The organism is Methylobacterium sp. W2, from assembly GCF_020662345.1.
In the GTDB taxonomy this organism is placed as follows: Bacteria; Pseudomonadota; Alphaproteobacteria; order Rhizobiales; family Beijerinckiaceae; genus Methylobacterium.
In genome coordinates this window covers 1-20,533 of record NZ_VMOA01000018.1, presented here as the reverse complement: position 1 = coordinate 20,533, position 20,533 = coordinate 1, and the positions used below count along the sequence as shown (strand labels likewise).

Here is a 20,533-nt window from a genome sequence, read left to right as displayed (position 1 = left end):
TCGCGGGCCACCTTCTCTCGCAAAGGGGAGAAGGAGTCGTCTCACCTCGACCTCGCTGCCGCCGCAAATGCGGCCGAGCGCATCCCCCTCTCCCCGCTCGCGGGGAGAGGGCTTCCTGCCCCCTTGCCGGGGCAGGAAGCGAGGCGGCAGCCGACGGTGAGGGGGCGGTTCCGGATGAGCCTCATCCGCCGAGACCCCCTCACCCTCGCTTCGGCTTCGCCTGCGCTACCCGCAGGCACGACGGGGTGCCTGCGGGCCTCTCCCCGCCCGGCGGGGAGAGGGGGCCGCGATCGCTTCGTCGACCTGCGGGCATCTCTGTCATGACCTCCCCCTCCCCCCTCCTCTGGGCGAACCGCACCTGGGACGAGATCCCCGGCGACCTCGCCGCCGTCGCGCAGGCCGCCATCCTGCCCGTAGGGGCCACCGAGCAGCACGGGCCGCATCTCGGCACCGGCATGGATTTCGTCCTCGCCGAGGCCCTGACCCATGCCGTCTCGGCGCGGACCCGCGTCCCGGTGCTCCCCACCCTGCCCTATGGCTGTTCCCTCGGGCATAGCCGGCGCTGGCCCGGGACGATCACCCTCGATCCCGTGATGATGACGCGGCTCGTGGCGCAGATCGGCACCTCGGCCTACCATTCGGGTGTGCGGCGGCTGTTCATCGTCAACGCCCACGTCACCAATGCCGCGCCCCTGCGCTGCGCCCTGGAGATGCTGCGCGCCGCCCATGACGACCTGATGGTCGCCCTGGTGAACTCCGCGACGGTGAGCGAGCGCGTCCGCGCCGCGCATTTCGCCGATGCTGACGACTGGCACGCCAACGCCGCCGAGACCGCGCTGATGCTGGCGACGGCGCCCGACCTCGTGCGCCCGGACCGCATCGCCGATGCGGACGATCCCGACCGGACGGAGGGACTGGTCTTCTCCCATCCGGTCAACCGCACCAGCCAGAATGGCGTCACCGGGCGTCCCTCGCAGGCGAGCCGCGACGAGGGCGAGCGCCTGTTCGCCTGGATGGTCGAGGATTTGTCCGCCCTCGTCCTGCGCGGCCTCTCCGAGACCCCGCCCCTCCCCCATTCCTTCTCCGTTTCCGCTTAAAACCAAGGAGCCGCCCGATGGCGCATGCCACCGAAATCGATCCCGCCATCGCCACGCTGCAGGACGACCTGCGCGCCAAGGGCGTGAAATACGTCATCGGCGCCTATGTCGACATCCACGGCGCGCAGAAGGCCAAGGTGGTGCCCGTCGACCACCTGCCGCAGATGGCGGCCGGGTCCGAGCGCTATACCGGCTATGCCCTCGACGGGCTCGGCCAGGCCCCGAACGAGGACGAGCTCGCCTCGGTGCCGGACTTCTCGCAGCTGATCCAGCTGCCGTGGGAATCGAAACTGGCCTGGTGCCCGGCCGACCTGACCTTCCAGGGCCAGCCCTACCCGCTCTCCACCCGCGTCGCCCTGAAGACCGTGCTGAAGGATGCCGAGGCCATGGGCTTCGGCTTCAACCTCGGCATCGAATGCGAGATCTTCTTGCTCAAGCAGGAGGCGGACGGCTCGCTCCACACGCCGATCCCCGACGATAAGCTGGTGAAGCCCTGCTACGACGTGCGCGGTTTCGTCGACAACTTCACCTGGCTCGACAAGGTCGCCACCACGATCAACGATCTCGGCTGGGACCTGTACTCCTTCGACCACGAGGATGCGTGCGGCCAGTTCGAGTTCGACTTCAACTATGCCGACGCTCTGACCATGTGCGACCGGCTCACCTTCTTCCGCATGATGGCCAAGCATTATGCCAAGGAAGAAGGCCTCATTGCCACGATGATGCCCAAGCCCTTTGCAGATCGCACCGGTAATGGCGCGCATTTCAACATGTCCCTCTCCGACAAGGAGACGGGCAAGAACGCCTTCGCCTGCGATCCATCGGCCGACCCGCGCGGCCTCGGCCTCACCGAGACCGGCTACCACTTCATCGGCGGCGTGCTGAAGCACGGGCGGGCGCTCTGCGCCGCCTTCGCGCCGACGGTGAACAGCTACAAGCGCCTCGTGCGCCAGGGCTCCATGGCCGGCTTCTCCTGGGCGCCGGTGTTCAATTCCTACGGCTCGAACAACCGCACCAATTCGGTGCGCGTGCCGGCCGGCGGCGGGCGCTGCGAGAGCCGCAACGCCGACGGCGCGGTGAACCCCTACCTCGCCGCCGCCCTCGTCCTGGCGGCGGGTCTGGAGGGCGTGCGCGAGCGCATCGATCCGGGAGCCCCCAACGAGGACAACCTCTACGATCTCACCGACGCGCAGCGCGCCGAGCGCGGTATCGAGTTCCTGCCCCAGACCCTCGCCGAGGCGGTGGACGCCTTCGCCGCCGACCCGCTGGTGGAGAAGACCCTGGGCAAGGCGCTGCGCGACGAGTTCATCCGCTACAAGCGCGCCGAGTGGGAGGAGTATCACCTCACGGTGAGCGCCTGGGAGATCGAGCGCTACAGCCATCTTTTCTAGGCAGGCTGAATAAAGGTGTCGCCGGTTTTGCATCGTGCAGCCTGCGACACGTCATAGGCCCGAGCGCGAGGAAGCATTGGCGTGTCGATGCGAACCTCGCGTGTCGTTAACCCTCACTCGAAGCAGATCTTCAACACACTCATGCTTCTCTCGTGCGATAAAGATTGGTATTCGCAAGGACGGTCGAGATTCGGCCGGCCGCGGATGCGGTTGCGGGGGAGATGGTTCGGTGGAGATTGCGCGACTGCTTCATACGTTCGGCGGTCCGATGCTCGCCCTGTTCGGCGGAATCGGTGCGCGTTCGATGGGGACGCTCGTGACCGGCATGGGAGGCGGCGTCCGGACCGTGGATTTCGCCGGGTCGCCCCGCCCCTGCAAGCCCTACCGGCCGGAGCCGGAACGGATCGTCTCGGGCGATCCGGCCCAGACGGTGAGCTTCGCCTACCAGAGCGACGACGGTCTCTTCTCGGCCGGAACCTGGACCTGCCAGCCGGGCAAGTGGCACATCGACTTCGCGCAGAACGAGTTCGTGCACATCCTCGAAGGGGTGGTGGTGGTCACGGACGGGGACGGGCTCGCCAAGACCTACCGGGCGGGGGACGCCTTCGTCTCCCCCGCCGGTTTCTCCGGCACCTGGGACGTCAGGGAGCCGGTGCGCAAGTACTTCACCCTCGGTGGTCCGCCGGGTTAAGCAGCACCGCTAACGACGCATGCCCGCCGGGACGACCCGGCCGCGCCAGGGCTGTTTTTCCGGGACGACCCGGAGAACAGCCTTGAGGAGACGGGCATGACCGACACAGCCAGCATCATCGCCGAGAATCGGCAGCGCTACGAGGAACTGAAGGCCCAGGGCCAGGGGCATGCTCCCCGCGCCCTGCCGCCGCCCTCCGCGCGGGGCCTGCCCCTCGACGCGGCGGCGATCCTCCACGTCGAGACCATCCCCGGCGGCTGGTACCGCACCTTCGAGCTCAATGCCGGCGAGGCCCTGCGGATCGGCCTCGACCATGGCCCGTCCAGCGTCGCCCTCGTTGCCTGGAACGCCGCCGAGACCTCGGAGCGCCTGAACTACGCCGACACCGTGAAGGTGCAATGGACCGCCGCGCTCCAGCGCGGCCGGGTGCTGTTCTCCGACATGGGCCGGGTGATGCTCTCGCTCATCGAGGATTCCTGCGGTGCGCACGACGCGCTGGTGGGCGGCTCCAACGCCGAATCCAACGCCGTGCGCTATCCAGGCGGCCCCTATCGCAACACCCGCGACAACCTCGTCCTCGCCGCCCTCAAGGCCGGGCTCGACCGCCGCGACATCCCCGCCTGCGTCACGCTGTTCGCCCCCGTCTCCGTGGGCGCGGAGGGGCGCTTCGCCTGGAACGAAGCCGGGCGCCGCGCCGGCGACTTCGTCGATCTGCGCGCCGAGCTCGACCTCCTCGTCACCCTCTCGAACTGCCCGCACCCCCTCGACCCGAACCCGGATTATGCGCCCAACCCCGTGGTGGTCACCCGCTTCCGGGCGCCTGTCCCGGCGGCGGACGATCTCTGCCGCACCGCCACGATCGAGGCCGTGCGCGGCTTCGAGAACAACGCCGCCATCGGCTTCTGACGGGAGGGACGCATCATGACCAACGACACCCCGCTTCTCCTCAACGAGGTCGTGCTCGAGGAGGTCGTGCCGGCCCAGGCGCCCTGGTCCGGCCTCGTGCGCAAGGGCCAGACCCTGCGAATCACCGATAGCGACGGCTGCCAGGCGGTGGACACCCTGTTCTACCGCGCCGGCGACATGGGCGAGCGCTATTCCTCGCAGGACACCCTGCGCGTCCAGGGCTCGGCCTATGTGACGACGGGCACGCGCCTCGTCTCCAACGAGGGCCGGGTGATGGCGACGGTGACCGCCGATTCCTGCGGCCGGCACGACACCTCGGCGGGCGCCTGCTCCTGCGAGGCCAACACCGTGCGGTTCGGCCACGCCACCCGGTATCTCCATGCCTGCCGCGAGAACTTCGCCCTGGAGGTCGCCAAATACGGCCTCTCGAAGCGCGACATCCCGCCCAACATCAACTTCTTCATGAACGTGCCGATTGAGCAGAACGGCGAGCTCGCCATCGTCGACGGCGTCTCCTCGCCGGGCGACTACGTCGAGGTCACGGCGGAGATGGACGTGATCTGCGTGATCTCGAACTGCCCACAGATCAACAACCCCTGCAACGGCTTCAACCCGACGCCGATCCACGTCTCGATCCGGGACAAAGCCTCCATTGGGAATCTGCGCTGATGTTCGGCAAGATCCTCATCGCCAATCGCGGCGAGATCGCCCGGCGGATCGCCCGCACCTGTCGGCGCATGGGCGTCGCGTCCGTGGCCGTCTACTCGGATGCCGACCGGTTCACCCGTGGCGTGCTGGAGGCGGACGAGGCCGTCCGCCTCGGCCCCGCACCGGCCGCCGAGAGCTACCTGAACGTCGAGGCCGTGATCGCCGCCTGCAAGGCGACCGGGGCGCAGGCCGTCCATCCCGGCTACGGCTTCCTGTCGGAGAACGTCGCCTTCGCCGAGCGTCTCGCCGCGGAGGGCATCGTCTTCATCGGTCCGAAACCCGAGCACCTGCGCGCCTTCGGCCTCAAGCACACGGCGCGCGACCTCGCGCGGGCGAGCGGCGTGCCCCTCCTGCCCGGCACCGGCCTGCTGCCGGATCTGGACGCCGCCATCGCGGCGGCCGAGACCATCGGCTACCCGGTGATGCTCAAGAGCACGGCGGGCGGCGGCGGCATCGGCATGCGCCTCTGCGCCTCGGCCCACGAGCTGCGCGAGCACTATACCAGCGTCGAGCGCACGGCCCGCGCCAGCTTCGGCGATGCCCGCGTCTATCTCGAACGCTTCGTCGGCGAGGCGCGCCACGTGGAGGTGCAGATCTTCGGCGACGGTGCCGGCCGCGTCGTGGCGCTCGGCGAGCGCGACTGCTCGCTCCAGCGCCGCAACCAGAAGGTCATCGAGGAGACCCCCGCGCCGGGCCTGTCCGATGCGGTACGCGCACGCCTCCACGCGGCCTCGGTGGCGCTCGGACAAAGCGTCGCCTACGCCTCGGCGGGGACGGTGGAATACATCTATGATCCCGTCCGCGAGGATTTCTCCTTCCTCGAGGTGAACACCCGGCTCCAGGTCGAGCACCCGGTCACCGAGGCGGTGTTCGGCATCGACCTCGTGGAATGGATGATCCGCCAGGCGGCCGGCGAGGACGTGATCGGCACGGCCGGTCCTCTGGTCCCGCAGGGGGCGGCGATGGAGGCGCGGCTCTATGCCGAGATCCCGCACGCCAACTTCGCCCCGAGCGCCGGCCTCCTCACCGAAGTGCGGTTCCCCGCCGAGGCCCGCATCGACGGCTGGATCGAGACCGGCACCGAGGTCACCACGAATTACGACCCGATGCTCGCCAAGATCATCGTGACGGGCCAAGACCGCCCGGCGGCGCTCGCCGCTTTGCGCAAGGCCCTCGACGACAGCGCGGTCTCCGGGATCGAGACCAATCTCGATTATCTGCGCGCCATCGCCGGTTCCGAGCTCTTCGCCTCGGGCCGGGTCGCCACCACGGCGTTGCGCGACTTCCCCTATGCGCCGCGCAGCATCGAGGTGCTGGTCCCCGGCGCGCAATCGAGCCTGCAGGAACTGCCCGGCCGCATCGGCCTGTGGCATGTGGGCGTGCCGCCGAGCGGGCCGATGGATGCGCGCTCGTTCCGCGACGCCAACGCCCTCGTCGGCAACCCGACTGAGACCTGCGCCCTCGAACTCACCATGTCCGGGCCGACCCTGCGCTTCCACGCCGCCGCGACGGTGGCGCTCGCCGGCGCTTCGATGACCGCGCGAGTCGACGGGGTCGAGCAGCCCCATGGCCGCGCCTTTTCGGTCGAAGCCGGACAGACCTTGAGCATCGGTGCGATCGCCGGCCCCGGCCAGCGCAGCTACCTCGCTTTGCGCGGCGGCTTTGCCGCCCCCGTTATCCTCGGCTCGCGGGCGACCTTCGCGCTCGGCGCCTTCGGCGGCCACGCCACCGGCGTCCTGAAGGCCGGCGACGTCCTCCATCTCGGCGATGTCCCGGCCGTCGAGCCTGCGTCGCCCGATCCCGCGCCGCTGACCCATGCCTGGGAGATCGGCGTGGTCTACGGGCCGCACGGCGCGCCGGACTTCTTCCGGGACGCGGACATTTCGGATCTGTTCTCAGCCTCTTACGAGGTTCACTTCAACTCGGCCCGCACCGGCGTGCGCCTCGTCGGCCCGACCCCGCTCTGGGCGCGCAGCGACGGCGGCGAGGCCGGGCTCCACCCGTCGAACCTCCACGACAACGCCTACGCCGTCGGCTCCATCGACTTCACCGGCGACATGCCGATTCTGCTGGGGCCGGACGGCCCGAGTCTCGGCGGATTCGTCTGCCCGGCGGTGATCGCCCGCGACGAGCAGTGGAAGATGGGCCAGCTGCGGCCGGGGGATACGGTGCGGTTCACGGCGGTGGAGCGGGCGGGGGACCGCCCTCCGGTCCCTCCCCCCTCTGCGGGCTACGATGTTCACACATCTGGCGGGCAGCACGGGTCCCCTCTCCTGGAAGGAGAGGGACAGGGTGAGGTGTGCGACCTTTCCGGAGAGGGACCACACCTCACCCCAGCCCTCTCCTTCCAGGAGAGGGACCCCGTCGCGCCTCATGTCGAACCCCCTCGGATAGAGGAACAACCGTCGAGCGGACCTGTGAATCCAGCAGCCTCCCCCGCAGAGGGGGGAGGGAGAAGGGCGGCCGGCTCCCCCATCCTCGCCACCGACTCCTCCGGCCCCGTGCCGGTGGTCTACCGCCGCCAGGGCGATGACAATCTCCTCGTCGAGTACGGCCCGATGGCCCTCGATATCGGCATCCGCCTGCGCGTCCACCTCCTGGCCGAGGCGGTGGCCGAGGCGAAGCTCCCTGGCCTGATCGACCTGACGCCGGGCATCCGCTCGCTCCAGATCCACTACGACGGCACCACGCTGCCGCGTTCCCGCCTCCTCGGGCAGCTGCGCGAGATCGAGGCCGTCCTGCCCGCCGTCGAGGACGTCACGGTGCCGAGCCGCGTCGTCCACCTGCCCCTGTCCTGGAACGACCCCCAGGCCGAACTCGCCATGCGCAAGTATCAGGAGCTGGTCCGCCCCAACGCGCCCTGGTGCCCCTCGAACATCGAGTTCATCCGCCGCATCAACGGCTTGGAGTCGGACGCTGATGTGAAACGCATCATCTTCGATGCGAGCTACCTCGTGATGGGGCTGGGCGACGTCTATCTCGGCGCGCCGGTGGCGACGCCGGTGGACCCGCGCCACCGCCTCGTCACCACCAAGTACAACCCCGCCCGCACCTGGACGCCGGAGAACGCGGTGGGCATCGGCGGCGCCTATATGTGCATCTACGGCATGGAGGGGCCGGGCGGGTACCAGCTCTTCGGCCGCACCATCCAGATCTGGAACACCTGGCGGATGACGAAGGAATTCGTCCCCGGCCATCCGTGGCTGCTGCGCCCGTTCGACCGCATCCGCTTCTTCCCCGTGAGCCACGACGAGCTGATGGAGGCCCGCGCCGCCTTCCCGCACGGGGCCTACCCGCTGACCATCGAGGAGGGCACGTTCTCCTATGCCGAGCATCGGGCCGAGCTCGCCCGCAACGCCGTCGAGATCACGGCCGCGAAGCTGCGCCAGCAGACCGCCTTCGAGGCCGAGCGGCAGCGCTGGCAGGATGAGGGGCTCGACAGTTTCGTCGCCGATGAGGGCGCGCCCGTGGGCGAAGAGGATGCGGTGCCGGCCGGCCATGTGGGCGTGCCGACCACCGTGCCGGGCAACGTCTGGAAGGTGCTGGTCGAGACCGGACAGAGCCTCGCGGCCGGTGAGACGGTGGCGATCCTCGAATCGATGAAGATGGAGATCGCCGTTTCCGCCCCGGTGGCGGGAATCGTGCGTGAGGTCCGGGTGAAGCCGGGCCGCACCCTGCGCGGCGGCGATCTCGTCGCCATCCTCGAAGAGACCTGAGCAGGTTCGCGTTGGCAAGCCAACGCGAACCTGGCTTAAGTTTTTGAAATGACGCAGGTTTTGTTTCGCAAAACCGGTCACCACTTTTGCGAAACCTGCTGAGAGCGGGTGAGAGAGCCGACCGACATGCTGCCGACCATCCTCGACCTGTCGACCCTGCGCGACCTCTACGAGTCGGGCCGTGCCACCCCCGTGTCCGTCGCCGAAGCCGTCGCCGACCGGATGGAGGCGTCCACGGACCCCGCCATCTTCATCACCGCCCTCGACCGGGACGCCCTGGTCGGCGCGGCGCGGGAGCTGATGGCGCGCCACCCCGAGCCGAACTCCCTGCCGCTCTGGGGCGTGCCCTTCGCGGTGAAGGACAATATCGACGTCGCCGGCCTGCCGACGACGGCGGCCTGCCCGGCCTTCGCCTACGATGCGAAGGCGGATGCCGAGGTGGTGGCGCGCCTGAAGGCGGCGGGTGCGTTTTGCACCGGCAAGACCAATCTCGACCAGTTCGCCACCGGCCTCAACGGCACCCGCTCGCCCTATGGCGCGCCGCGCAGCGTGTTCAGTGCCGCCCATGTCTCGGGCGGGTCGAGTTCCGGCTCGGCCGTCGCCGTGGCGGCGGGGCTCGCGAGCTTTTCGCTCGGCACCGACACCGCCGGTTCCGGCCGCGTGCCGGCGATGTTCAATAACCTGGTGGGCATCAAGCCGACGCCGGGCCTGTTCAGCACGACGGGCCTCGTCCCCGCCTGCCGCAGCCTCGACTGCATCAGCATCTTTGCGGCGACCGTGGGCGACGGTCTCGCGATCCGCCGCATCGCGGAGGGGGTCGACGCCGCCGATCCGTTCTCGCGGCGGGCGGTGCCGCATCCCCTCCCCGCGACAAGCCTGCGCTTCGGCGTCCTGGCGCGTCAGGACCGCGAATTCTACGGTGATGCCGAGCGCGAGGCCCTCTACGACGCGGCCATCGCCCGCCTCGAAGCCCTCGGGGCCGTGGCGGTGCCGTTCGATTACGCGCCGTTCCGCGAGATCGCGACCCTGCTCTATAACGGGCCGTGGGTCGCCGAGCGGTTGGCCGCCATCGCGGCGTTCTTCGCCGGCCATGCCGACGACCTCGACCCGAGCGTGAGGAGCATCGTCGAGTCCGCCAAGGGCTACAGCGCCGTCGACGCGTTCGAGGGCCGCTACGCGTTCGAGGCCCTGCGGCGGCGCACCGAGGCGACCTGGGCGGAGGTCGACATCCTGCTCCTGCCGACCTCCCCCACCACCTACACGGTGGAGGAGATGCTGGCCGACCCGATCCGCCTCAACAGCCATTTCGGCCATTACACCAACTTCGCCAACCTCCTCGGCCTCGCCGCGATCGCGGTGCCGGGCGGCTTCGGCACCGATGGATTGCCCGGCGGCGTCACGCTCGTCGGCCCCGGCTTCAGCGACGAGGCTTTGGGCCCCTGGGCCGACGCGCTCCACCGCGCGGCCGCGAGCGGAATGGGGATCGCGCGCGACGCGACCCTGCCCGAAGCGAGCCGGGTCGCAGGGCACGAGGCGGACGAGATCGCCATCGCGGTGGTGGGCGCCCATCTCTCGGGCCTGCCGCTCAACCATCAGCTTATCGATCTTGGCGGCAGGCGGGTGCGGACGGCGCGGACCTCGGGGGCGTACCGCCTCTACGCCCTGCCCGGCACCCAGCCGGCCAAGCCTGGTCTAATCCACGAGCCGGGCTTTGCCGGCGGCGGGTTGGAGGTCGAGATCTGGGCCCTGCCCCCGGCGGGTTTCGGCTGCTTCACCGCCGCGATCCCCGCCCCCCTCGGCATCGGCAAGCTCACCCTGGAGGATGGTTCAACCGTCTCCGGGTTCCTGTGCGAAGCCCATGCGGTGGCGGGCGCCGAGGACATCACAATCCATGGCGGCTGGCGCGCCTATCTCGCCTCCCGCTGAAGTACCCCGTCAGCTCGCCGGCGAAGCGGGCATGCCCCCCGCCGGCGACCACAGCCGCTCGCAGAAGAAGCGCTCGCGCAGGAGCATCACCAGGGCCGCGCGCTTGTGCGGGAAATCGAAGGTCTTGATCCGCGCGAAGCCCGACCGCTCCAGGTTGCGCAATTGCTGGACATGGTCGGCCTTGGGCTCGCCGACGATCCGCTCCGTGCGCGGGTCGTCGAGGAAGAGCGCATGCATGAGCGAGGGCAGCCAGGCCGAGATGTATGCCTTGCCGCGAAACCGGCTCTCGCCGATCAGGACATGCCAGCCGCGATCGTAATCCTGCACGTCGTAGAACGGGGCGAGGCGGTTCTCCTTGGCCCAGTAGATCTCGAAATAGCCGAACGCCTCTCCGCCGATCGTTCCGATCAGCGGGATCATGTGCGGGTCGGCAACGAGGCCGGCGAGATAGGCTTCGTGCTTGTCGCGCTCGCCCGCCTCGCCCCAGGCGGCATCGACCACGGGATCGTTGAACCAGCGATGCAGGGTATCGACGTCGTCGATCGTGGCGGCGCGGAACGCCACGGCCTGCCCGAGCCAGGGAATGAAGCGGGAATAGATCACGCCCTGGGGTTTCGGCGGCCGTTGCGGATGGCGCTTGCCGCCGCTCATCACCGGCCGCGCCGGAAAGTCGCGCGCTGCGAGGCTGGCGAGCCAGGGTTCGGGGCGCTGCCACAGCATCGTCGGATCGAGGCCGAGGCTGTCCCCCTCCCGCAAGGCGAGCCCGCGTTCCATCAGGGGATCGGCGAGGCCGGCGAAGCTTGCGGGGTCGAGCCCGATCCGCTCGGCCTCGGGATGGGTCGCCGAGACCATCTCGAACGCCGCCGAGACGCTGGTGAGGACATCTCGCGGGTCGGGCTTCACCGGTTCCTCGATGGAGAGGTGCGGGCTGGTCCCTCCCTGGAGGCGCAGGCGGAGACCGACCCGGCCCTCCGCCACGACGCTGAGCCGGTCGCCGTCGCGATAGACATCGAGGGGACGGCCCGTCGCCTCGCCGCATCGAAAGGGTGCTGTCGTCCGGAGCATCGCGTCTCGTCGTTGGCTGGAACCGGCATCCGCGACCGGGACGCCCTTTTGGGAGAAGACGACCGGCAGCGTGATAAATTTAGTGGTGCTCGAAAAACTCCCGGCGATCGCACGCCGCCCGGCCGAACGATCCGGCGTCGATCGCCCCGCGGCCTCACCACAACCGGCCTATCTAACGCCGAACGGGTAAGATAGTCTGGATACAACCGATCACGATCCGAAGATGTTGCCGGCCATGCAAAGGATGACTCGCGGCCATGCAAAGCCGCGATTCGGCCGGGTATGATGTCTTGCGGCAGCATAAGTCCTTCGTAACGAGCCTAAATCGCCACCAAATCGTCATTCTCGACTACCGCCGCTGAGTTTAGAAGACTTCTAATTCAAATATTTTCTGACCATTACGCCCTTGTAAGTCTGTGAAATTTCCCTCTTTAGCCTCGGTATCCGAGTTGGGGGGTGGCACTTGCCCGGCGATGTGGCGCGGCGGGGTGGTTTCGCCCGGTTTCGTCCTGGCCTGCACATCCGAAGAAGGTCGTCCATGGGACAACGTCATACGCACGAGACGCGCAGCGACATCGACGCTCCGCTGCTGGCCGCTCTCATCGCCGAACAATCGAGCCTCGTGGCCTACGCGACGCAGATCCTGCACGATCGCGCCGCAGCCGAGGATGTGGTGCAGGAGGTGGTGCTCAAGCTCTGCGAGGAGCCGGCCGCTGACCTGCGTCGGGGGCGCCGCATCGAGGCGCCGCAGCCGTATCTGCGGCGGATGGTGCGGAACGCCGCCATCGACTGGGCGCGCCGCACCCTCCGCGAGCGCTGCCGCTTCGTGCCGGACGATCAGGCCGAGGCCGTGCCCGCCCCCTGCACCTGCCCGCAGGACCACCTCGAACAATGCCAAGCCCTGAAGGCCGTCCTGGCCGCGCTGGAGACGACGTCGGAGCGGACCCGCCGGGTCTTCCTCGCCCACAGGATCGACGGCGTTCCGCAGACCGTCCTCGCCCGTGAGAACGGCGTCTCCCCGACGCTGGTGAATTTCATGATTCGGGACGGCACGGCCCTGTGCCGATCCGCGGCGTCCTGAGCCGGTTTCGCACCGGTACGGACCACCGCCATCCCGCATGGGACGCCTGGAGGGATAAAGGGGGTCGGATGGCGCTCGAAACGCCGTCCGATGGCGCTCGAAACCACCGTCTCATGGCGGTGGCAAGGACGGGCCGCGCGGTCGTCGAGGCGACGGCGCGATCCTCACAAGATCGTTGTTCACCAGGGGCTTGAAAGAAACCTGGTGGTGGACGCAGTCGAGTGCGAACCCGTCTCTACCTGTTCGACCTGTTTTTGCCCTGTAGATCAGGATTGGATAGCGCGAAGCGTAAGCTCACTGCCAAAATTTACGAGGTCTTACATTGAGTTGGACGGGAGACAGTCCTCTATGTCGCCAAGCATAAAGCAGGGACGGAACAGGCGTGACCAGCATTAAAAGCACGTGGAGAACAGGATCAAGCCGTTTGTCGCTGCCAAACGTTGACGATGGTGTTGGCCCCGATTGGTTAACCTCATGCTTGATCTTGTGCCCATTTATTTTTTCTTGACATCTATGTCGGCGTCACTTACGTCTTGGCGCTCAGGGTGTTGGTGCGTACTGGCATCCGGCAGTCGATCTCTCGAACGGTTTTGCCGCCGAGGGCAAGGCAGATCATCCTCGAACGTTCCAGCCGCGCTCTGTCGCGAGCGTTGGCTTTTGAGGACACCTGCGCGCCCTTATTTATCGAGGCTGTCATGACTGCTACGATACCTTCTTTCACACCACGTGTGCGCATCCGTAGCATGGCTGCTACTCCTCTTGTTTCGAACGTCGCTCCATCTAAGACTGGTCGAGACGGGTCAATCATTGCGATTACTATACAGCCCCTCGCTGCACTGTCTCCTGTTTTGCGCCAGCTTCGCCGCCGCGGTCGAGGCCAGGTCGAGCGGCTCGCGGCGAATATCGCTCGCTTCGGCTGCGTTGTACCCTTGCTGGTGACGGGTACCGGCGAGATCATCGATGGCCACGGGATCTTGGATGCCTGCCGTATGCTGGGCCGCGAGACCGTGCCCACGATCGTGATCGATCACCTCTCCGCTGTCGAAGTGCGGGCATTGCGCTTGTCGCTGAACAAGCTTGCCGAGCAAAGCACTTGGGATCCCATCGCACTAGCAGCTGAGTTTGCCGATCTTTTGGCGGTGGATCCCGACCTGATCGCGTTTACCGGCTTCAGCATGCCTGAGATTGATCTCGCCCTTGCGGCCCGCGATCCGGAAACCGACGATCTCGATGGAATGAATGCCGAATCGATAAGCGGACCGCGGGTGTCGCGCATTGGCGACCTCTGGCATTTCTCAGCGGGTCACAAACTTCTCTGTGCCAACTCCCGTGAGAGCACGGGCTACGCCACGCTCCTTGGACGGGATCGGGTACAGATGGTGTTCACCGACCCACCCTACGGCTGCGCGATTCAGGGGCATGTCAGCCGCAGCCACCGGGAGTTCGTCGAGGGCTCGGGGATGAGCGAGGATGAGGCGATGACCTTCTTCGAAGGCTTCCTCTCGCCCATGCTCGCCTATCTACAGGATGGTGCCATTGTGGATTTGTGTATCGACTGGCGTGGCATGCATCCCCTGGTGTCGGCCGCACGTCGTGTTGGGCTTGTTCAGCAGAACCTCTGCGTCTGGGACAAAGGCTCGGGTGGCATGGGCTCGCTCTATCGCCATCAGGCCGAGTACATCCTGATCATGAAGTGCGGTAAGGCGGCCCACATCAACAACGTCGAGCTTGGGCGACACGGGCGCAACCGCACGACGGTCTGGCAGGCGCCGGGCTTGGCGCAATTTGGGCGAGTTCGAAAAGAAGCGCTCGGGATGCATCCCACGGTCAAGCCGATCGGATTGGTCGCAGACGCCCTCCTCGATACCTCCCACCCTGGTGGTATCGTTCTCGACCCATTTTGTGGCTCGGGCACGACCTTGCTCGCTGCTCACCGAACACGCCGGCTCGGGCTCGGCATCGAGCTGGACCCAGCCTACGTCGACGTGGCAGTGCGCCGGATGGAGGCGGCGACCGGGGCCCCGGCCCGCCACGTTGGGACCGGCCTGACCTTTGACGAGATAGCCGCGATGAGGGTTCGCGAGCGTTCGGATTCGCAGGTTCCTTCGCAGACGGAAGCCGCGGATCGAGCTTGCCGCTCTGCTGTGGCGCTGGCGTAAGGTAGCGGCTATGGCACGCACACGCCTGGACACGCGGGGCGGTACAGGCCGCTCCCACTCGCAAGGTGCGCTCGATCGCGCCGAGGCCTTCGGAGGGATCGATGATCTTGCGATGGCGGATCAGACAAGTCGGCGGACTACGGGCGGCCGTTTCGTCAAGGGCGTCTCTGGCAATTCAAAGGGACGCCCATCCAAGCCGAAACCTGCGCCTGACGCGCTCCTCGGTAAAATCCTAGACGAAGAGGTGCAAAACAACGCGCCGGGTCAGCCGGCTCGCATCAGCATTCGTGAAGCCCTCCTGCGCTCATTGTGCGTGCGTGGATTCAAGGACCCGCGCATTGCGCTAAGCGTTCTCAAACTCGACGCACTGATCCGCGAAACGTCGAAGGGCGACCCGGCAGTCGAGATCGGTGCCTTGCTGGCTGAGGAGGAAAATACCCTCGAGGCGTATCTCGCGCGCGAGATACGCCGAGCGCGTCGGACGCAGGACGGGGAGAGCGCGCCATGAGCGATCGCGCTGTCCTTCTGCGGGCGCTGCTGCGCCGCGACCTGCCCGCTTTCGTTGAGCGCGTGTTTGCCACGCTTGAGCCCGGCACGGCCTTTGCCCCGAACTGGCACTACGAGACAATCTGCTGGTCCTTGTCGCGCGTCATGCGCGGCGAGGTCCGTCGATTGATCATCAATGTGCCTCCGCGCTCGGGCAAGTCGCTCATGGCCTCGGTCGCTTGGCCATTGTTCCTCCTCGGCCACGATCCCACGCGCCGCCTCATCTGCATCTCGCATACTGAGGACCTTGCACGGAAATTCAGCGTCGACCGGCGTACGGTCGCCCAGAGTACGTGGTATCGTGACCTCTTCCCCACGATGCAGCTTGCCGGCCCGCGTCCGCGCGATCTCGAACTGAGAACAACGCAATACGGCTCGACCTTCGCCGCGGGTGTCGGCGGGGCGGTGCTGGGGCGTGGTGCCGATATCGTCATCATCGACGATCCGATTAAGGCACTCGACGCGCTCTCACAGGCCGAGCGACGGCGCGTGACGGAGTTCTACGACAACACATTGCTGACCCGTCTGAACGACAAACAGCGGGGCGCGGTGGTCATCGTCATGCAGCGACTGCATCAGGACGACCTTGTTGGACATGTGCTCGGTCGAGATGAATGGGAGGTGGTTTCGCTGCCCGCGATCGCCGCGGAAGCAAGCGAGCACGCACTCTCGGATACACCGGGGGACATTTACCGCCGCGAGGCGGGAGAGCTACTGCACGCGGCACGCGAGCCCAGGGAGGTGCTGGAAGCGGTGCGGCGCGCGCAAGGCTCGCTGACTTTCCAGGCTCAATACCTCCAGGATCCGGTTCCGCCCGGCGGAAATGTCATCAAACGCGCCTGGCTGCGTTTCTACTCAGATGCCGAGCAGCCAGAAGATTTCGACCAAGTGGTGGTTTCATGGGACACCGCGTCTACACTTGGAGAAGCCAGCGACTTCAGCGTCGGCACGGTCTGGGGGGCGGTAGGGCTGGACTACTACCTTCTCGATGTGGTGCGCGAGCGCCTTGAGGTTCCAGAGCTGCGCCGCGGCATCGTACGGCTCTCCGAGCACTGGCAGGCTCACACGACCCTCATCGAGAACACCGAACTAGGCCGTGCCGTGGCCCAGGACCTTGATCGACGCGGACTGCTGCGCCCAAGCTTGCATCGCCCGCGCTACGACAAGGAGGCTCGGCTTCTGGCTCAGTCAGCACGCTTCGAAGCGGGGCAGGTTCACCTGCCCGCTGACGCGCCCTGGTTGGCAGAATACATGTCCGAGATCCTCGCTTTCCCGAATGGGCGACACGACGATCAAGTCGATTCCACAAGCCAGGCGCTGAACTACCTGACCGCGCGCACGCCCGTGAGCCGGCCCCTTGTTCGGCGCAACCCTGTGCGCCGCGAGACCGTATTGCGGCGGTGAAACTTGATTTTTTTAAGTGTGTAGGGCGTGAGCTGAGATTGTACGAAGGGCATGCTTCGCAGCCGAACTACAGCCTCGCATCCAGCGGTACTTTTTCCAAAGATGGCGTCTTATTAGACTGAGCCAAGGGTGATGTTACGGAATTTGCTCAGCGCCGGCCAATGTAGCGGCCCGAAGCGTCGAGCTTCATGGCGCGATCGAATGGGTCGACCTGGAGTGAGCCGAACTGCTGCTCGAGATAGCATCTGAAGGCGTAGTCTTTCGTACTGGGCACTCTCTGCACAGGGCCGCCCGACCGGCGTCCGGTCTCTTCATAGAACTGCGCGCGCTGTGCTTTTGTCCTGAGGTTTGCACCAATCCGATCGAGAAGTGTGTTGAAACCCTCGAACTGCTTGAACCTGTCCTCCGAGGTGGCGCTCAGCACGAGCGCACGCTGATCGGTTTCGCCGTAGTTGTGTCCGAGCACATCCATGAACCGGGTCACTCCCGATATCGAGGCAGGATCAATCCGCTCAGCGTCGCCTGCGTCGTCGCTCAGTAGGGACGAAGCGATCGCCCGAGACGTAAACCACCGGCCTTCCTTGTGCTCCTGGACCATGCGTCGACACAAATCGGGGGCTGACTGCAGCGCCGTGTCCCGCTCCCGCGAGGCGCGTGCGAGGGCTTGCGCGCGTGACTTCTCATCAAGCTGTTGTCGCTCTGCCTGCATGCTCTGCAAGACGGTGATGTCCTCATCAATTTCCGCGTAGCTCTCGCCCATCGACAGACGGCAGCGCATTTCGCGCGGCGACATCACCCCGTTCGGCCCCTTCTCCTCCCGTTCGTAGGCAGGACAGGCCTCCTCAATCACACGTCGCCGTGCGCTATCGATCGCATACTCACTTGGTATGAATGCAAAGAGCGCAGTCGTTGCGACCAGCAAGGAGCGCATGGTCAGGACTCCGCCTTTTGAGCGCCGCTGCGCAGCGTATCGACAAACCAGTCCATCGCGGCGAGGAATGCCTCGACCGAGGTCGGCGTGAGACCAGCAAGAGGGATCGTCTTACGCTTCGAAACCGCGTCGGGCGGCAGACGTATACCAGGGACTGCATTCAGTCGGTCAAGGAGTTCCTGCCGGAGCGGTAGAGCATCGAAGACCGGTTTGCCGAGCATGTACTCGAAGTAAACCGCCATAGTCCCGTCGGTGAAGATCCTGAGCGCCGGGATAACCGAGCCGTCTACCTCGAATACCGCCCCGAGTGCGCCAAAATTTGGACTGGTGTTGAAAGCAATGCGGTCAGCCTTTCGATGCATCCAGTGTACAATCGAGCCGACAGTCGCCGATACTGCTTCGTCACCGCGCGCGACGATCTCCGCCATGACCGTTGCCTCGTCCCAGGCGCGCTTTGGCAGCACGGAGCGGCTTGGACTGCTCTTGCGATCCTTCGTGGCTTCAGACCGGCCCAGAACGATCGGCACCAGAGTCTTCAGCCCCTGCCCTTCGTATTGGCGAAGTTCGACCGCAAGCACCTCGGCCGGCTGCATCTGTCGGTTGAGGAATTCCACCACGCGTCGCAGCTCGGATGGGATCTTGTCGGCTACAAACAGGAGCCGAACTCGCCCAGCCTGTAGGTTGATTCGCACCCCGTCCCAGAAGGTCTCTGCTTCAACATCTGGGCCGATCAGATCCTTGAGGGTCTCGACTGGGTTGCGGCCCTCCGCTTCGCATCGCGCCCCGAAATGCGCCCTGAGGGTGTCGAGGGGCCAGTGCAAGACCGCGTTCGCGGCGTAGTCGAGCATTTGTCCAACGACCTCGCGGCGGATCCGGGTATCGGTGCCGCGTTTGACTTCGACCAGCGTTGGGATTCCATCCTGGTCGAGGAAGAGGTGATCGAGCGACCAACGGTCCGACCCGCCCTCCTCCGCCGCAATACCCTTCTCACGGGCCACCAGCATGAAGCGACGTGGCACCTCGGTATCGATCTGGTCGCCCGCAAGTAGCTCGGGAAAGGATGCTAACAGGCGCTGGAAGTCGTTTTCGGTGGCAAAGCTTGCTGCCTGCATAGCGACAAGCGTGTGCTCGTCTCGGAGCACGAAGACCCCTGTTCCGATGTTCATCGATCGATCCTGTGGTCGGGCGGTGTCGCCTGAGGCAGGTGTCGCTCTGCTAAGGCCTGTAGTCCAGAGAAATATCCCGAAATGGGATTATCCTAAAACCGTTAGATCCCCGCTGCGCTTCGGAACGAGTGCATGCGCAAGACTCTTCGCACGACAGAGCACACACACTTGGTCGCGCTGCTTAGGCAAGAGCGCCAACGCGTCGGCCTGACGCAGCAGGAGGTTGCTCAGCGGCTCGGGGCACCGCAATCGTTCGTCGCAAAGTACGAAGTTGGCGAGCGGCGACTCGATCTCGTGGAGTTCATCGCCATTGCACAGGCCGTCGATGCAGAGCCTCGCGAGTTGTTCGACCGGTTGCTCGGGAAGTTCGCCACGGAAATACCGTGAAACCGAATGAGTTCCTCGCTGCGGATCACGAGATCCCGGATCGAATAATTCTGCATAGGTGGCGGATGAAGCCGCTTTTTCCCTATTCGTCTGATCTCGTCATTGCCAAAATGGTCGAGTTGCAGCTTAGCAACGTCCACCTCCGCATCTCTTACGCAGAACTTCTGAGCTCGAAGAACGGATTGATCCCGCCACCCACGGTTCTGCTCCTCTGCTTTAGGAAGATAAGCTAGACAACACGTACGGGAAAAAGCATTTAGTTCGTATTGTTCAGAAACAGGCCTCACGGCATACTGACGCATCGCCCCGACGCGTATCTAAATACACAGAGGAAGCGCGGGCGGCCCGGCCTCATCAACGCTCGAACGATCATCCTTTCATCAAGTGCTCTGGCCCACCACCGCCGACCTTGCGAACTAGGCTACACAAGGCCACTGGTCTCCCTGCCGCCCGAGTGACCACATCTCACACTTCCTGTAAAATCGGGGTCGTGTCCCGTGGCGTGGTGTAGCTCTTTGAGGGCCACCACGATCACCGGCCTGGGCCAGGAGGATCAATCTGCCAGGGTCGGAAGGCTGACGAAAGGATCATCGCCGATTGGAGCGATGCTTTCGAGCGTCGCAAGGTTGCCGAAGCAATCCGGTCCATCGAGGTAACCGAGGTTACGTATTATCGCTGGCGCTCTGAGTACGGCGGCCTGAAGGGTGACCAGGTCAAACGGCTGAAGTCCCTGGAGACGGAGAACCAACGGCTTCGTCGGGCGATCTCCGACCTGACCTTGGAGAAGCTCATCCTCAAGGAGGCCGCATCGGGAATCCGGGTCGCTCGTAAGCTCAAGGCGCTGGACGTGATCGACGTGCTCTCGGACCTGTTCAGTCTTCGCGGGGTGCCCGGTCACATCCGCTCGGACAACGGGCCGGAGTTCATCGCCAAGGCTGTTCAGGACTGGATCGCGGCGGTTGGATCATTGACCGCCTACATCGAGCCGGGCAGTCCATGGGAGAACGGGTACTGCGAGAGCTTCAACGCGAAGCTCCGCGACGAACTCCTCAACGGCGAGGTGTTCTACACCCTCAAGGAAGCCAGTGTCGTCATCGAGCAGTGGCGGAAAGACTACAATACTATCCGACCGCACTCGTCGCTGGGCTACCAGCCACCTGCACCGGAGGTCGTTATCTGGCCAACGGAACCAAGTAGCTCAGCGCCGCTCGCTCACCCCGCCATCGTCACGCGACCTGACCCTGACCCAGCAAAGTGGTCCGCGCTGAGCGCAAGTTTTTCGGGCATCCTGAACCCTGAAGGAGGGTGGATGCCATGCCTCGCAAACGCTTCACGAATGAACAGATCGCCTTTGCCCTG

Annotated in this window: 15 protein-coding genes and 2 pseudogenes; 14 read left to right on the top strand and 3 right to left on the bottom strand. The window is 65.9% G+C overall.

Annotated features, from left to right (window positions below):
• Positions 1-320: 320 nt before the first annotated feature.
• The 7 genes from FPV16_RS12120 (at position 321) to atzF (ending at position 10,435) form a co-directional block, all read left to right on the top strand.
• Complete coding sequence (locus tag FPV16_RS12120; RefSeq protein ID WP_227438435.1) at positions 321-1,097, top strand: creatininase family protein; 777 nt, start codon at positions 321-323, stop codon at positions 1,095-1,097.
• 17 nt (positions 1,098-1,114) lie between these two features.
• Positions 1,115-2,488 carry a type III glutamate--ammonia ligase gene (glnT, locus tag FPV16_RS12115; RefSeq protein WP_227438434.1) on the top strand — a complete coding sequence of 458 codons (1,374 nt, stop codon included), beginning with the start codon at positions 1,115-1,117 and terminating at the stop codon, positions 2,486-2,488.
• A gap of 229 nt (positions 2,489-2,717) precedes the next feature.
• Positions 2,718-3,179, top strand: a complete 462-nt coding sequence (locus FPV16_RS12110) for a cupin domain-containing protein (RefSeq protein ID WP_227438433.1) — start codon at positions 2,718-2,720, stop codon at positions 3,177-3,179.
• A 96-nt stretch (positions 3,180-3,275) separates the two neighbouring features.
• Entirely contained in the window at positions 3,276-4,085 is an 810-nt protein-coding gene (locus FPV16_RS12105) for an urea amidolyase associated protein UAAP1 (RefSeq protein ID WP_227438432.1), read from the top strand.
• Positions 4,086-4,100: 15 nt separating this feature from the next.
• Entirely contained in the window at positions 4,101-4,754 is a 654-nt protein-coding gene (locus FPV16_RS12100; protein ID WP_227438431.1) for an urea amidolyase associated protein UAAP2, read from the top strand.
• Positions 4,754-8,509: a 5-oxoprolinase/urea amidolyase family protein gene (locus FPV16_RS12095; RefSeq protein ID WP_227438430.1), complete on the top strand. Its 3,756-nt coding sequence runs from the start codon at positions 4,754-4,756 to the stop codon at positions 8,507-8,509. Before FPV16_RS12100 ends, FPV16_RS12095 begins: the two co-directional genes overlap by 1 nt.
• 126 nt (positions 8,510-8,635) lie before the next feature.
• A complete protein-coding gene (gene atzF / locus FPV16_RS12090) occupies positions 8,636-10,435 on the top strand; it encodes an allophanate hydrolase (RefSeq protein WP_227438429.1) in 1,800 nt (599 codons plus the stop codon).
• A 9-nt stretch (positions 10,436-10,444) separates the two neighbouring features.
• On the opposite strand, the gene FPV16_RS12085 is transcribed toward atzF, so the two are convergent.
• Positions 10,445-11,500: a GNAT family N-acetyltransferase gene (locus tag FPV16_RS12085; protein ID WP_227438428.1), complete on the bottom strand. Its 1,056-nt coding sequence runs from the start codon at positions 11,498-11,500 to the stop codon at positions 10,445-10,447.
• A 538-nt stretch (positions 11,501-12,038) separates the two neighbouring features.
• On the opposite strand from FPV16_RS12085, the gene FPV16_RS12080 reads away from it, so the two are divergent.
• The 5 genes and pseudogenes from FPV16_RS12080 (at position 12,039) to terL (ending at position 16,690) form a co-directional block, all read left to right on the top strand.
• On the top strand, positions 12,039-12,581 hold the full coding sequence (locus FPV16_RS12080; protein WP_227438427.1) for a sigma-70 family RNA polymerase sigma factor: 543 nt from the start codon (positions 12,039-12,041) through the stop codon (positions 12,579-12,581).
• Positions 12,582-13,276: 695 nt separating this feature from the next.
• Positions 13,277-13,555: pseudogene (locus FPV16_RS26410) on the top strand (hypothetical protein); the annotation flags it as partial.
• Between the two features lie 15 nt (positions 13,556-13,570).
• The gene (locus FPV16_RS12075) at positions 13,571-14,740 is read left to right on the top strand and encodes a DNA modification methylase (protein WP_413629279.1); all 1,170 of its coding nucleotides are present in this window, start codon (positions 13,571-13,573) and stop codon (positions 14,738-14,740) included.
• Between the two features lie 10 nt (positions 14,741-14,750).
• The gene (locus FPV16_RS12070) at positions 14,751-15,248 is read left to right on the top strand and encodes a DUF5681 domain-containing protein (protein ID WP_227438425.1); all 498 of its coding nucleotides are present in this window, start codon (positions 14,751-14,753) and stop codon (positions 15,246-15,248) included.
• The gene (gene terL / locus FPV16_RS12065) at positions 15,245-16,690 is read left to right on the top strand and encodes a phage terminase large subunit (protein ID WP_227438424.1); all 1,446 of its coding nucleotides are present in this window, start codon (positions 15,245-15,247) and stop codon (positions 16,688-16,690) included. The genes FPV16_RS12070 and terL overlap by 4 nt, the downstream gene beginning before the upstream one ends.
• A 148-nt stretch (positions 16,691-16,838) precedes the next feature.
• Here the strand turns inward: terL and FPV16_RS12060 are convergent, their stop codons facing one another.
• Entirely contained in the window at positions 16,839-17,621 is a 783-nt protein-coding gene (locus FPV16_RS12060; protein WP_227438423.1) for a hypothetical protein, read from the bottom strand.
• 2 nt (positions 17,622-17,623) lie between these two features.
• Complete coding sequence (locus FPV16_RS12055; protein ID WP_227438422.1) at positions 17,624-18,787, bottom strand: hypothetical protein; 1,164 nt, start codon at positions 18,785-18,787, stop codon at positions 17,624-17,626.
• Positions 18,788-18,919: 132 nt separating this feature from the next.
• Here FPV16_RS12055 and FPV16_RS12050 point away from each other — a divergent pair, with 132 nt between their 5' ends.
• Positions 18,920-19,174 (top strand): helix-turn-helix domain-containing protein, encoded by a 255-nt coding sequence (locus FPV16_RS12050; protein WP_227438421.1) that lies wholly within the window; start codon positions 18,920-18,922, stop codon positions 19,172-19,174.
• Between the two features lie 586 nt (positions 19,175-19,760).
• A pseudogene (locus tag FPV16_RS12045) lies at positions 19,761-20,411 on the top strand (integrase core domain-containing protein); the annotation flags it as partial.
• Positions 20,412-20,533: the final 122 nt, after the last annotated feature.

What these genes read in the sequence shown, in the direction of transcription:
- FPV16_RS12070 (WP_227438425.1), top strand. Translation starts at nt 14,751, where the DNA reads ATGGCACGCACACGCCTGGACACGCGGGGCGGTACAGGCCGCTCCCAC.
- FPV16_RS12050 (WP_227438421.1), top strand. Translation starts at nt 18,920, where the DNA reads ATGCGCAAGACTCTTCGCACGACAGAGCACACACACTTGGTCGCGCTG.
- FPV16_RS12075 (WP_413629279.1), top strand. Translation starts at nt 13,571, where the DNA reads ATGCTGGGCCGCGAGACCGTGCCCACGATCGTGATCGATCACCTCTCC.
- FPV16_RS12060 (WP_227438423.1), bottom strand. Translation starts at nt 17,621, where the DNA reads ATGCGCTCCTTGCTGGTCGCAACGACTGCGCTCTTTGCATTCATACCA.
- glnT (WP_227438434.1), top strand. Translation starts at nt 1,115, where the DNA reads ATGGCGCATGCCACCGAAATCGATCCCGCCATCGCCACGCTGCAGGAC.
- atzF (WP_227438429.1), top strand. Translation starts at nt 8,636, where the DNA reads ATGCTGCCGACCATCCTCGACCTGTCGACCCTGCGCGACCTCTACGAG.
- FPV16_RS12100 (WP_227438431.1), top strand. Translation starts at nt 4,101, where the DNA reads ATGACCAACGACACCCCGCTTCTCCTCAACGAGGTCGTGCTCGAGGAG.
- FPV16_RS12095 (WP_227438430.1), top strand. Translation starts at nt 4,754, where the DNA reads ATGTTCGGCAAGATCCTCATCGCCAATCGCGGCGAGATCGCCCGGCGG.
- FPV16_RS12055 (WP_227438422.1), bottom strand. Translation starts at nt 18,787, where the DNA reads ATGAACATCGGAACAGGGGTCTTCGTGCTCCGAGACGAGCACACGCTT.
- FPV16_RS12085 (WP_227438428.1), bottom strand. Translation starts at nt 11,500, where the DNA reads ATGCTCCGGACGACAGCACCCTTTCGATGCGGCGAGGCGACGGGCCGT.
- terL (WP_227438424.1), top strand. Translation starts at nt 15,245, where the DNA reads ATGAGCGATCGCGCTGTCCTTCTGCGGGCGCTGCTGCGCCGCGACCTG.
- FPV16_RS12105 (WP_227438432.1), top strand. Translation starts at nt 3,276, where the DNA reads ATGACCGACACAGCCAGCATCATCGCCGAGAATCGGCAGCGCTACGAG.
- FPV16_RS12080 (WP_227438427.1), top strand. Translation starts at nt 12,039, where the DNA reads ATGGGACAACGTCATACGCACGAGACGCGCAGCGACATCGACGCTCCG.
- FPV16_RS12120 (WP_227438435.1), top strand. Translation starts at nt 321, where the DNA reads ATGACCTCCCCCTCCCCCCTCCTCTGGGCGAACCGCACCTGGGACGAG.